This window comes from Hydrocarboniphaga daqingensis (assembly GCF_900129825.1).
Lineage (GTDB): Bacteria > Pseudomonadota > Gammaproteobacteria > Nevskiales > Nevskiaceae > Hydrocarboniphaga > Hydrocarboniphaga daqingensis.
In genome coordinates this window covers 331,389-343,868 of sequence record NZ_FQWZ01000006.1, presented here as the reverse complement: position 1 = coordinate 343,868, position 12,480 = coordinate 331,389, and the positions used below count along the sequence as shown (strand labels likewise).

Annotated in this window: 13 protein-coding genes; 10 read left to right on the top strand and 3 right to left on the bottom strand. The window is 65.9% G+C overall.

All coding sequences use genetic code 11. The annotated features are described in order from the left end of the window. The 6 genes from BUB09_RS13745 to BUB09_RS13720 all read left to right on the top strand — a co-directional run. Nucleotides 1–151 (top strand): ExbD/TolR family protein (locus BUB09_RS13745; protein ID WP_175550204.1); only part of this gene is annotated, 151 nt, incomplete at its 5' end. Nucleotides 152–161: 10 nt separating this feature from the next. Then, the gene (locus tag BUB09_RS13740) at nt 162–602 is read left to right on the top strand and encodes an ExbD/TolR family protein (RefSeq protein ID WP_072898003.1); all 441 of its coding nucleotides are present in this window, start codon (nt 162–164) and stop codon (nt 600–602) included. Nucleotides 603–621: 19 nt separating this feature from the next. Then, complete coding sequence (locus tag BUB09_RS13735) at nt 622–1,860, top strand: tetratricopeptide repeat protein (protein ID WP_072898285.1); 1,239 nt, start codon at nt 622–624, stop codon at nt 1,858–1,860. Nucleotides 1,861–2,018: 158 nt separating this feature from the next. Further along, on the top strand, nt 2,019–3,266 hold the full coding sequence (locus BUB09_RS13730; RefSeq protein ID WP_072898284.1) for a hypothetical protein: 1,248 nt from the start codon (nt 2,019–2,021) through the stop codon (nt 3,264–3,266). Then, the gene (locus tag BUB09_RS13725) at nt 3,266–4,402 is read left to right on the top strand and encodes a HupE/UreJ family protein (RefSeq protein WP_072898283.1); all 1,137 of its coding nucleotides are present in this window, start codon (nt 3,266–3,268) and stop codon (nt 4,400–4,402) included. Before BUB09_RS13730 ends, BUB09_RS13725 begins: the two co-directional genes overlap by 1 nt. A 38-nt stretch (nt 4,403–4,440) precedes the next feature. Beyond that, nucleotides 4,441–6,480 (top strand): TonB-dependent receptor, encoded by a 2,040-nt coding sequence (locus tag BUB09_RS13720; protein WP_072898282.1) that lies wholly within the window; start codon nt 4,441–4,443, stop codon nt 6,478–6,480. 109 nt (nt 6,481–6,589) lie between these two features. Here BUB09_RS13720 and BUB09_RS13715 read toward each other — a convergent pair whose 3' ends face one another. Both BUB09_RS13715 and BUB09_RS13710 read right to left on the bottom strand, forming a co-directional pair. Continuing rightward, entirely contained in the window at nt 6,590–6,856 is a 267-nt protein-coding gene (locus BUB09_RS13715; RefSeq protein WP_072898281.1) for a hypothetical protein, read from the bottom strand. 12 nt (nt 6,857–6,868) lie between these two features. Then, complete coding sequence (locus tag BUB09_RS13710) at nt 6,869–8,347, bottom strand: DUF4331 domain-containing protein (RefSeq protein ID WP_217650306.1); 1,479 nt, start codon at nt 8,345–8,347, stop codon at nt 6,869–6,871. A gap of 262 nt (nt 8,348–8,609) precedes the next feature. Between BUB09_RS13710 and BUB09_RS13705 the strand changes: the two genes are divergently transcribed. The 4 genes from BUB09_RS13705 (at nt 8,610) to BUB09_RS13690 (ending at nt 11,637) form a co-directional block, all read left to right on the top strand. After that, nucleotides 8,610–9,083 carry a DUF3574 domain-containing protein gene (locus BUB09_RS13705; protein WP_072898357.1) on the top strand — a complete coding sequence of 158 codons (474 nt, stop codon included), beginning with the start codon at nt 8,610–8,612 and terminating at the stop codon, nt 9,081–9,083. A 27-nt stretch (nt 9,084–9,110) separates the two neighbouring features. Continuing rightward, on the top strand, nt 9,111–10,679 hold the full coding sequence (locus BUB09_RS13700) for a permease (RefSeq protein WP_072898279.1): 1,569 nt from the start codon (nt 9,111–9,113) through the stop codon (nt 10,677–10,679). Between the two features lie 12 nt (nt 10,680–10,691). Then, complete coding sequence (locus tag BUB09_RS13695) at nt 10,692–11,312, top strand: LysE/ArgO family amino acid transporter (RefSeq protein ID WP_072898278.1); 621 nt, start codon at nt 10,692–10,694, stop codon at nt 11,310–11,312. Nucleotides 11,313–11,385: 73 nt separating this feature from the next. Continuing rightward, nucleotides 11,386–11,637: a VF530 family protein gene (locus BUB09_RS13690; RefSeq protein ID WP_072898277.1), complete on the top strand. Its 252-nt coding sequence runs from the start codon at nt 11,386–11,388 to the stop codon at nt 11,635–11,637. 63 nt (nt 11,638–11,700) lie between these two features. Here the strand turns inward: BUB09_RS13690 and BUB09_RS13685 are convergent, their stop codons facing one another. Next, nucleotides 11,701–12,474 carry a DUF1223 domain-containing protein gene (locus BUB09_RS13685; RefSeq protein WP_072898276.1) on the bottom strand — a complete coding sequence of 258 codons (774 nt, stop codon included), beginning with the start codon at nt 12,472–12,474 and terminating at the stop codon, nt 11,701–11,703. Nucleotides 12,475–12,480 lie beyond the last annotated feature (6 nt).

Genomic DNA, 12,480 nt, shown 5'->3' with positions numbered 1-12,480 from the left:
GGAAGCGGTGAAGGTGCCGCAGCCGGAGATTCACATCCGCGGGGATCAGGTGGCGCGCTACCAGGCGATCGGAACGGTGATGGTGACCTGCCAGCGAGCGGGGATCGCCAAGATCGGCTTCATCACCGAACCACCGCCGAAGAACGGCTAGGAGCAAGACGATGGGAATGAACGTAGGCGGATCGGGCGGGGGCAGCAACGGCGACCCGGACGTGGTGGTGGACGTCAACACGACGCCGCTGATCGACGTGATGCTGGTGCTGCTGGTGATGCTGATCATCACGATCCCGATCCAGACGCACGCGGTGAAGCTGGACATGCCGCAGGCGAACACGCCGCCGAGCGAAGCCCCGCCGCCGCCGGCAGTGGAGTTGGAGATCGACTTCGACGGCACGGTGCTGTGGAACGGCACGCCGATGGACCGCGCCACGCTGGAAGCGAACTTCCGCCGCGAGGCGCAGGCGGGTGAGAACCAGAGCGAGTTTCACATCCGGCCCAACAAGCTGGTGGAATACAAGTACGTCGCCGCCGTCCTGGCCTCGGCCCAACGCTTGGGCGTGACCAAGGTCGGCATCGTCGGCAATGAACAATTCATGCAGTAACGTCTCCGAGACTCCTTCAATGATCAACCGTACTGGCAACAAAACTCCGTTCAAGCTCGCTGCGGGCGCCTTGCTGATGCTGGCGGCAGCGCAGGCTTTTGCGGCCGACAAGCAGACCGTCCGCGCCGAAGTCGGCGCGCCGCTGCAGGAGGCGCAAAAGGCGCTGCAGAGCAAGAACTACAAGGCAGCGGCCGAGAAAATTGCCGCTGCCGAAGCGGTCGGCAAGCTGACCGCCTACGAAAGCTATCTGGTTGCGCGCCTGAAGTCGGCTGCGGCCATCGGCAAGGCTGACTACAAGTCGGCGCTGGATGCCTACGAGACGATTCTCGCTTCGCCGGAACTGCCGGCCGGCGAAAAGCTGCAGACTCTCGATGCGTACGTGAAGATCGCCTACGCATCGAAGGACTACGCCAAGACCGCCTCTGCGATCGAGCAATACAAGGCCGCCGGCGGCAACAGCGCCGAAACGCTCAACTTGTATGTGCAGTCTCTGTACCTCGGTGGCAACTACAAGCAGGCGGCCGCCGAACTCAGCAGCCAGATCAGCGCGCTCGAATCGGCCGGCAAGCGCCCGACCGAAACGCAGCTGCAATTGCTGGCCAGCTGCGCGCTCAAGCAGAACGACATGGCGGCCTACACGGCAGCGCTCGAGAAAATCGTCGCCTACACGCCGAAGAAGGAATACTGGCTCGACCTGATCGTCCGTACCTCGCGCAAGCCGGGCTTCTCGGATCGTCTCGACCTCGACCTGTACCGGCTGCGCGAAGCGACCGGCACGCTCGACAAGGCCAGTGACTACATGGAAGCCGCACAGCTGGCGCTGCAGGCGGGCTATCCCGGTGAGGCCGACAAGTTCGTCAGCGCTGGCTACGCCGCCAAGCTGCTCGGTGAGGGCCCGGACGCCAGCCGTCACCAGCGGCTCAAGGATCTGGTCGCCAAGAAGATCACCGACGACAAGGCCACGCTGGCCGAAGGCGAAAAAGCAGCCGCCGCACAGCCGACCGGCGATGCGCTCGTCAGCACCGGCTTCAATCTGGTCGCCTACGGTGACTACGACAAGGGTCTCGCGCTGATCGACCAAGGCATCAAGAAAGGCGGCTTGAAGCAGCCGGATCAGTCCAAGCTGCATCAGGGCTACGCCTACTTGCTCGCGGGCAAGAAGGATCTGGCAAACAAGGCGTTTGCGACGGTTCAAGGCACCGATGGTGCCAAGGACATCGCCCGTCTGTGGACGCTGCACTCCAAGGCCGGCAGGTAGCATCAGTCGCAACGGCTGCAACGCGCGGCCCCTGTTGACGCCCGGTTAGACCGCATCGCGGCCCCGGACGTCACCAGGGGCCGCGTCGTGTGGCGCATCCTTTGGCGGATCGCGCACGAACACTGAGCATGGTTACCATCACCTTGCCCTCATCACGGATGCATCGATCCGCCCTGCTTGCGCTGGTGCTGGCGTCCGGCGGCGTCGGCGTCGCGCTCGCGACGACGATGATGTCGTACCTGCCGGCCGACGATGAGGTCGTGCTTGAACTGCTGCCCTTGAGTCGCGACGCCAAGGTTCGCGAACTGCATCAGCTGCGACAGACGCTGACGGCGCAGCCGCATGATGCGGCGCTGGCCGCTGACTACGCACGACGTGCGATCGCACTTGGCCGCAGCCAAAGTGATCCGCGCTTCTACGGTTATGCAGCAGCGGCGCTCGCGCCCTGGTTTGTCGGCGATGATGGCGCAAGCAACGGCGCGACGCTGGCGCCGATCGGCGACAAGCCGGCCGACATCGTCTGGCTGCAGGCCACGCTGATGCAGCAGCGGCACGACTTCGACGGCGCGATGCACTGGCTCGACGCGCTGCTGCAGCGCGAAGAAGTCGGACCCGCACGGCTGACGCGCGCCTCGCTGCTGCTGGTTCAGGGACGTCAACGCGAGGCCGTGCGCGACTGCGCCGCGCTCGCGCGTCACGATGTGTTGGCCGCGACGACCTGCGGCGCGCTGGCGGCAAGTCTGGATGGCCGCGCGGTGTCGGCACTGGCAGCGCTGGACACGATCATGCCGCAGCTGGATCGCGCGCCGGTCGAGCAGCGTTTGTGGACGCTGACGCTGGCCGCTGAAATCGCATCACGTCTCGACCGCACTGACGAGGCCACGCAGCGCTTCGAGCGTGCGCTGGCCGCGATGCGGTCCGCTGGTCCGGATCGCGACGCATATCTGCTGGCCGCTTATGCCGATCACTTGCTCGATCAGGGCCAGCCGCAAGCGGTTGCTGCGTTGTTGCATGACGACATGCGGGTCGACGGTCTGTTGCTGCGCGTCGCGATCGCCGAACGCCGGCTGCAGCAGGCGGGCGTCGCCACGCCGTCGCTGGATCTCCATCGCCAGCAACTGCAAGCGCGCTTCGACGCGGTGCGCCTGCGTGGTGACACCACGCACGGCCGCGAAGAGGCGATGTTCGCGCTGCATGTCGAATCCGATGCCACGCGCGCCTTGTCGCTGGCGCTGGCCAACTGGCAACTGCAGCGGGAACCGATCGATGCACGCCTGGTGCTCGAAGCGGCCAACGCGGCGGGTGAACCTGCTGCAGCGGCGCCGGTGCGCCAGTGGCTGCGTGATCACGCGATCGAAGATCCATTGCTGCAGCGTTTTGCATCGCCGACGCCGGGGAATCGCTGATGCAACGCTGGCTCTATCAGGTGTTGGCGCTGATCGTCGCGCTGTCGCTGTTCAGCGAGCGCGCGGCTGCTCATGCGGCCAGCACCAGCTATCTCGAACTGCAACTCAACCAGGCCGAACTGGCGGGGCAGTGGGACATTGCGCTGCGCGATCTGGATGAAGCGATCGGCCTGGACGCCGACGGTGATGGTTTGCTGACCTGGGGCGAAGTGCGCCGCGCGTCCGATGCGATCGAGGCCTATGCCTTATCGCGATTACAGATCGACGCCGATGGCGTCGCGTGTCCATTGCATCTGCATGAACTGCGTGTCGCCGATCACCTCGACGGTCGCTACGCCGCGCTGATGCTGACCGGTGACTGCGCTGCGACGCCGGCCGCGCTGCAACTGCGCTATGGGCTGCTGTTCGACATCGATCCCTCACATCGCGGCCTGCTCAAGCTCAGCGCAAAAGGCCGGATCGTCAGTGATGTGATGTCACCGTCGCAGCCGCAATTGGTCTGGCAGCCGGGCGTCAGCGATATCGGTCGCACGTTCCGCACCTATCTGCACGAAGGTGTCTGGCATGTGTGGACTGGGTGGGACCATCTGCTGTTTCTCGCGGCGCTGTTCCTGCCGGCGGCGACGCGTCGTCGGCGTGGCGGCGGTTGGCAGATCGCCGATTCGCTGCGCGCGCCGCTGCTCGACGCCGCGCGCATCGTCACCGCCTTCACGCTGGCGCATGCGGCGACGCTGAGCATCGCCGCGCTGGGATGGGTGCAGTTTCCGACGCGCTGGGTTGAATCGGCGGTTGCAGCGACCGTCGTGTTCGCCGCGTTGAACAATCTGCTGCCGATGGTCGGCCGCGGGCTGCCGTGGCTGGCGGTCGGCTTCGGGCTGATACACGGGTCGGCGATCGCCGGCGCATTGCTGGAACTGGGCCTGCCCACGACCGGCCGTGTGTGGGCGCTGCTGGCGTTCAACATCGGTGTCGAGCTGGCGCAGCTGTCGCTGGTCATGCTGGTCGTGCCCGCCGGCTATTGGCTGCGGAATCAGCGCGGGTATCGCTATGCGGTGCTGATTCCGGGTTCGGTGCTGGTGCTGCTGATCGGACTCCTTTGGTTCGTCGAACGAGCCTTCTCTTGGACTTGGATTTGAAACACGTGAATCAGCGCCGCCCTTTTCTGCGAAAACCGATGAGCGTTGCGGTGTCGGCGCTGGTCGCCTCGATGGCAGGCACTGAGGCCATCGCCGGCGGCGTGCCGCTGGAATTACCGGTGATCGTCGTCACTGGCAGCGGCGTTCAACCGGTGTTGGCGAGTTCGGCCACCGAAGGCAGCGTCACCAGCGAGCAACTCGCGCAGCGTCCCACGTCGCGCGCCGGAGAACTGCTGGAGTTCGTGCCGGGCTTGATGGTCACGCAGCACAGCGGCGAAGGCAAAGCCAACCAGTACTTCCTTCGCGGCTTCAATCTCGACCATGGCACCGACTTCTACACCGAGGTCGACGGCGTGCCGGTCAACATGCGCAGCCATGCGCACGGCCAGGGCTACGCCGACATCAACTTCGTGATCCGCGATCTGATCGGTTCGCTCGATTATCGCAAGGGCCCGTACTTTGCCGAAGCCGGCGACTTCGCCACTGCGGGATCGGCGCAGCTGCGCTACGTCGATTCGCTGCCGGAGAACATCGCACGCGTGTCGGTCGGCGAATTCGGCTACCAGAGCGCGCTGCTGGCCGGATCGCCTTCGCTGCTCGGCGGCACGCTGTTGCTCGGTGGGGAAGCCAGCCGTTACGACGGGCCGTTCGATCTGTCGCAGGACATCCGCAAACTGTCGACGGTCGCGCGCTATCACCAGGGCGATGACCGCGACGGCATCACCGCGTCGCTGATGACCTACCGGATCGACTACAACGCACCCGATCAGATTCCGCTTCGTGCGGTCGAGCAAGGCTTGATCGGCCGGCGCGGCTTCATCGACCCCAGCGACGGCGGCGATGTGCGTCGCTACAGCGCCAGCATCGATCTGCGCCGCAGCGCCGGTGAAACCGGCCATTGGCATGCCCAGGCCTATGCGCTGCGCTATCGCATGGACCTGTACTCCAATTTCACTTACTTCCTCAACGATCCGGTCAACGGCGACCAGTTCAATCAGCTCGACGACCGTCACGTCTACGGCGTCAATCTGAGCCGCTACTGGCAGTTGCCGACTCCTATCCGCAGCGATCTGACGATCGGCCTACAGAGTCGCTACGACGACATCAAGCCGGTCGGCTTGTATCTGACGCAGGCCAGGCAGCGCTTGTCGACGGTACGCGAAGACCAGGTGCGTCAGGGCAGCGCGGCGCTGTATGCGAGCAGCAACCAGCAGTGGACGCCGTGGCTGCGTTCGCAGGTTGGACTGCGCGCCGATGCCTACACGTTCGACGTCGACAGCGATACCGTGCAGAACAGTGGCGAGGATCGCGCCACGCTACTCAGCCCGAAGCTGGCGCTGATCGCCACGCCGACGCCGGGCACGCGCGTGTTTCTGAACTACGGCGAAGGCTTTCACAGCAATGACGCGCGTGGCGTGACCAGCCGCATCGATCCCACCGACGGCAGCACGCCGCTGCAACCGGTCGACGCGCTGGTCAAACAGCGTGGAGCGGAGATCGGCGTGTCGACGCTGCTGCTGCCGCAGCTGAGCCTGGTGGCATCGCTGTGGCGGCTCAACTCGGATTCGGAGCTGGTTTATGTCGGTGATGCCGGCAACACCGAAGCCAGCGGTGCCAGCCGCCGGCGTGGTATCGAACTGGCGATGTACTACTCGCCGCTGTCGTGGCTGACGCTGGATCTCGATTATGCGTACGCCCATGCACGGCTCGATTCGGAAGATGGCAACCGCATTCCGAATTCGATCGGTGGTGTATTCGGTGCGGGCTTGGCGATTGCTGAAACGCGCGGCTGGAGCGGTGGCTTGCGGTTGCGCTATCTGGGCGGCGGCCCGCTGGTCGAAGACAACAGCGCACGCTCGCCGTCGACGACCGTGGTCAACGGCCAGGTCGGCTATCGCTGTCGGCAGCGTTATCAGGTGTCGCTGCAAGTGCTAAACCTGCTCAACAGCGGCGATAACGACATCACCTACTTCTACGAATCGCGCCTGCCCGGCGAGCCGGCCGAAGGCGTGCCTGATTTTCACTTCCATCCGCTGGAGCCGCGCCAGGTGCGCGCGATGCTCAGCATCGGGTTCTAGCAAGCAGCGCCGAACGCGCATCGCGGTCGCGATGCGCTGATGTCGACGAAAACAAAAAGGCCCCGCGAGCGGGGCCTTTTTGTTACCACTGTGCCCTTGCGGGCCTCGCTTACGTGCCGCTGGCGCAGGCCGGCGTCAGGCTCGCGACGTTGACGGCTTCTTCGGTCTCGGCGATGGCCACCGAGTTGATCTCGTCAGACTTGAGCTGCTCGCAGGTGCGCGTGTTCACCTGCTGCGTGGCGAGGTCGTTGACGTTGGCCGCGGCCGGCGGCGGCGTACCGTCGCCGTCACCATCGCTGCCGTTGTTGTTGCAGCCGACGAGCGTGGCCGCGAGCAGCGCGGCCAGACCCGTGGCGACCAGCTTGGAGGTCGTCATGATCGCAGCTCCTTAGCGGGCAGCGGTGCTGACCGAGCCCGGCAGCGGCGAGGCCAGGTACGGGAACACGGTCAGGTAGTCCGCCGCATCCGGCAGCGCGCCGTCATTGACCACCGCACCGGCATTCTTAACGGTCGGCGTGGCGCCGCTGACGTCGCAGGTCTGCAGGTTCAGTGCGTTCTCGGCAATCGCGCCTTCGACGGCGGTCAGCGCGATGTCGACGACGTCGTCCACCGGACGGCGACCGTTCGGGAAGCCGGCGAGGTCGCAAGCGAGGAAGCCGAGGTCCTTCTGGCTGGCCGCCGGCGTCGGTGCAACGGCCGTGTTCAAGCGCAGCATTTCACCCGGCACCGTCAGGTTCGCCGGCGCGGTGAACTTGAACGGCGAGCCGTTGACCGTCGCCGTGATGCCCGTGACGAACGCGGCCAGCAAGTCGTTGCGCGGCGTGGCCGGCGGCGGCACCTGGAACAGCACGTTCACCAGCACCGGCAGCGTCGGATACAGCACGTAGGTGCCGAAGTTGGCGACGTCGTTCTTCGGCTCGCTGGCGTTGAACTTGTCCTTGTCCTGCAGGCCGATCACGACTTCGTTGACCAGCGGCGAACCCAGACGCGATACCTGCGTGTAGGCGCCACCTTCAACGGTCGGACCCTTGCCGGCGGACGATGCAACCGGACCGGTCGGCGACGGATTCAGGATGCGCGACTGACGCAGGCTGGCCGTGGTCCAGGCGCCGATCACCGGATCATCGCCTGCCGTGAGGCAGCTGGTCGGCACTTCGAGCGCCAGCGACGTGATGTTCTTATCGTCGATCACGTTGCTGGCGGAATTGCGCGCGCCCAGCGGGTTGAGGTTCACCAGGTCGAACACCTGGCCGAGGTTGACGACGAAGCCTTCGCGGCGCTGACCGACGAACACGCGGCCCGGCGTGTTGCAGCCCGGAATCGTGATCGGACGGATGAAGCCGTTGGCATACGCGGCGTAGTCGGGGATCGACTTGGTGCCGATGTTGTCGACCGGCTTGCCGAACGTGGCCGAACCGCTGCTGGCATCGACGATCGGTGCCGACGTGCCGGTGCGGCGATTGCCGCGCACCAGCGACAGCGTGTAGCTCTCGACGACGTTGACGTTGGCTGCTTCGGCATCAACGGGTCCGATGTTGTTCAGCGGCACACCGACGTTGGCACCGCCCGGTGCGCCGGTCGGCACGCCGAGATTCTTGTAGGTGTTGGTGAAGCGGAACTGGAACGTCAGGTCTTCGGCCGCGTCGCCGTTGTTGTCGACGTGGATTTCATAGAGCGCGTTCGCGTCGAGCTTGAAGTAGTTCGGACCGCCGTAGGAATCCTGCAGCGGCAGGTAGTTGGCGATCAGCGTGACGAAGCCATCGCGGCCCGGTTCATAGCTGCGAAACATGTAGAAGTCGGTGCCGTCGACGCGCGGCGACCCACCGATCAGCGGGGCCTCGCGGTGGCTTGAAGCAATTGCCGTCAACGATGCGGTGCAGAGCGCAGCAGCAACTAAAGGCTTGAGTGAAAAGTCCATCTTGAACCCCTTCTGTAGCGGTGTCAGGTCTGGGGTTTACGCATCAATATCGGGATTGGATGCGCTGCATCGGCCGTTGGACCGTTCAAGCAGACCTTTAGGTCTTCGCAGTCTGGCCTTGACGCCATGTTTATGTTCGGACGTGCACTGCGGTGTTGACGGCTTGGACCTTGCGTATCATCGCGCGCACTCCAACCAAGGTTCGCTGCCGATGAAACCTGCACCGTCGTGGCTGCGTCCGCTGTCCACCAGCCTGCTGCTGCTCTCAGCCGCTGCCTGCACCGTACCGCAGCAGGCGAGCTTGTCGACGGCAAGCTCCCAGCTTCAGGGCGACGCCGCGCACCCCGATCGAACCCACAACTGGGTGCGCACCGAGTTGTACTTCGGCACGGGCCTCGCCGACGAACCGGGGCAGGGCATCAGCGAGGCGCAGTGGCGCGCGTTTCTCGACCGCGAAGTCAGCCCGCGGTTTCCCGACGGCTTGAGCGTGTTCGAGTTATACGGCCAGTGGCGCGGCAAGGGCGAGCAGCAAATCGAGCGGCTGCGATCCAAGCAGATCGTGCTGCTGTATCCCGATCTGCCACAGCAGCGCGCCGACATCGACGCGATTCGCGCGGCCTGGAAGCAGATGACCGGCGACCAGTCGGTGCTGCGCGTGACGCAGCCTGCCGACGTGTCGTTCTGACGCGTCGCTCTCGATACGGAGCCTGGCATGCGCTTGATCGTTCGCGGTGACATCGACGGGCTGTTCGGGCTGGCGCTCGACAACCTGATTCTGCTGCTGGTGCTGTCGGGGCTATGCCGCTTCGTGCTCGGCTTCGACGATGCCTTGTTGCTGGGCCATGTGCTGCCCGGTGCTGCGGTGTCCTTGCTGGTCGGCAATCTGTACTACAGCTGGCAGGCGCGGCAGCTGGCGCAACGCAGTGGCCGCGACGACGTTTGCGCACTGCCGTATGGCTTGAATGCGGTGACCGTGTTCGCGTTCGTGTTTCTGGTGATGCTGCCGGCCAAGCTGGCCGCGCAAGCGGCCGGCGCGGCCGATCCGGCACGGATCGCGTGGCAGGCCGGCTTGCTGGCCTGCTTCAGCTGCGGCGTCATCGAGATCGTCGCCAGTGCGGTGGCCGAGCGCATCCGCCGCGCCACACCGCGCGCGGCGCTGTTGTCGACGCTCGCGGGCCTGGCCTTGGCGTTCATCGCACTCGGCTTCCTGTTCCGCGCGTACGCGCACCCGCTGGTCGGGCTGGCGACGCTGGCCGTGGTGCTGGTTGGCTACTTCGGCCGCGTGCGCATCCGCGGCGGGCTGCCGATCGGTTTGGTGGCCGTGGCGCTGGGCACCGCGCTGGCCTGGGGCACCGGGTTGGCGCCGACCGGGCCGACGCCGCCACCGCCATCGCTACATGGGCCCGTGCCGGTGATCGGCGATCTGCTGGCCGGTTTCCATGCCGGCGTGCTGATGACGTATTTCGCGGTGATCGTGCCGATGGGCTTGATCATCGTCGTCGGCTCGATGCAGAACCTCGAATCGGCCGAAGCCGCCGGCGACCGCTACGACACGCGCTCGTCGCTGATCGTCAACGGCATCGGCTCGATCGCGGCAGCGGTGTTCGGCTCCTGCTTCCCAACCACGCTGTACATCGGCCATCCGGGCTGGAAGGCGATGGGCGCGCGCTCGGCGTATTCGGCGCTGTCGGGGCTGGTCGTCGCGCTGCTGTGCTTCACCGGCACGCTGTCGGTGTTCACGTGGCTGGTGCCGGTCGAAGCCGGCATGGCGATCCTGCTATGGATCGGCATCGTGATGACCTCGCAGGCGTTCCAGGCGACGCCGCGCCACCACGCACCGGCCGTCGTCATCGGCATCCTGCCGGGCCTGGCGACCTGGGGTGCGATGATGGCCAAGTCCGGGCTGCATGCCGCCGGCATGGGCCAGCCGGGCGGCGAGCCGTTTTCGTCGGCGCTGGTCGGCAAGTTCCTGCAGAGCGACGTCTACATCACCGGCGCGTTCGCGCTGGAACAGGGTGTCGTGTTCACCGCGATGATCCTCGCCGCCACCACGGTGGCGATCATCGAGCGGCGCTTCTTGATCGCCGCCGTTTGGTGTTTGGTCGCCGCGCTGCTGTCGCTGGCCGGCCTGATGCACGGCTTCGCCTACAGCGCTGGCGACACGGTGCTCGCGCTGAGCCCGGCCTGGGATTGGGTGCTGGGTTATCTGGCGATGGCGCTGGTGCTGGCCGCCGCACAGGGGCTGACGGTGGCCGACGACGCGGCTGATGCGCATGGCTGAGCGCCGTCGTCGATGAGCGCGACGCTGCTCGGCAGCGCGCTCGCCGGGCTGGGACTCAGCGGGTCGCTGATCGTCGCCATCGGCGCGCAGAACGCGTTCGTGTTGCGCCAGGGCTTGCGCCGCGAGCATGTCGGTCTGGTGGCCACGCTGTGCTTCGTGTCGGACGCCACGTTGATCGTGATCGGCTGCGCTGGCTTGGGCCAGCTGATTCAAGCGCATCCAGCCTGGGTCAGTGCCGTAACCTGGATCGGCGCGGCGTTTCTGACCGTCTACGGTCTGCTGCATGTGCGCAGCGCGCTGCGGCCGCAAGCCTTGCAAGCCGACGCACCGGTGACGCCGACACCGCGCGGCACGGTGATTCGCACGGTGCTGGCGCTGACCTGGCTCAATCCGCATGTGTATCTCGACACCGTGCTGCTGCTCGGCAGCATCGCCGGACGCTATCCGGGCGCGCAGCGCGTCGCGTTTGCCGTGGGGGCCTGCACGGCCTCGCTGCTGTGGTTCTACGGCCTTGGCTACGGTGCGGTGCGGCTGGCGCCGCTGTTCGCCCGGCCCGGTGCCTGGCGCGTACTCGACGGCCTGATCGCGGTGGTGATGCTGACGATCGCCGCATCGCTGCTGTTGGCGGCATAGCGATGCGCCGCGGCATCGGCGCGACCGGCAGCCGATCGACGACAATGCCACGCAGACCACCCGGGCCCCGACGATGACCGACGCTCCCGCGCAAGCGAACAACCCGCTGCATGGCCTGACGCTGCAAGCGCTGCTAACGGCGTTGGTGGAGCGCTATGGCTGGGACGGATTGGCGCAGCGGATCAACATCAATTGCTTCAAGAAAGACCCGTCGCTCAAATCAAGCCTGACGTTTCTGCGCCGAACGCCTTGGGCGCGCGAGCAGGTCGAGCAGCTGTATCGGACGACGTTCACGACGCCGAGCATCTGGAAGACGCCTCGCTAGCGCCGGCCCACTGATGCGCATACCGCGGTCTTGATCGAGCGCGACCGGTTGCCGTGGCCGGGTTTATCGCGAAGTGCTCAAGCGCTGCTGTGCCGAGCCGATCACGGCACCGATATCGCGGCGCTGCGCAAATACGATCACGCGCCAGCCTCCGGCATCCGGCAACGCCGGTAATTGCAGATCGGCAAGGCCACGCTCGTCAGCTTCGATCCATTGGAGGACGACGCTGTCCTCGACCAGACGTGCACCGGCGTTCTCGCCGCGCGGGATCGACGTGATCACACCGTCCTGCACCAGGGCCACGGCGTAGTCGATCGCACCGGCAGCCGGCGGTAGCGGCGTGACGCGAATCTGCCAACGCCGATGGCCGCTGGGCTGCACGTCGAACCGCAGCGGCGCATGCGCCGCGCGCGCGGCCTGCTGGATCGCGGCGATCAGATCATCACGCTGGCTGCCGATCACATCAAAGCGGCCGTCGACCACGGCCTGTGGCGTATAGACGCGTCCGCCGTTGCCGAGCTGGCGTGCATAGCGACGCTGCCGCTCGGTCCGCTCGGCCGAGGAATACGGGTCGTGCCACGACAGGTGATTCCAGTAGTCGACATGCTCGGCCAGCACCAGCAGTTCGACGCCGTCGATCGGTTGCTCGCGATAAAGCTGCTGGGTCAGCGCTTCGGCCGGCGGGCAGCTGGAACAACTCTGCGATGTGAACAGCTCGACCAGCACTGGCACGCGCGCGGACGTCGGCGTCGCCGCAGCTGCAGCGGCCGTCGTCGTCACCAAGACGGCACGCAGAATCCAGCTGACGACGCGGGCAGGGGATGATCGAAATGACATGCGCCA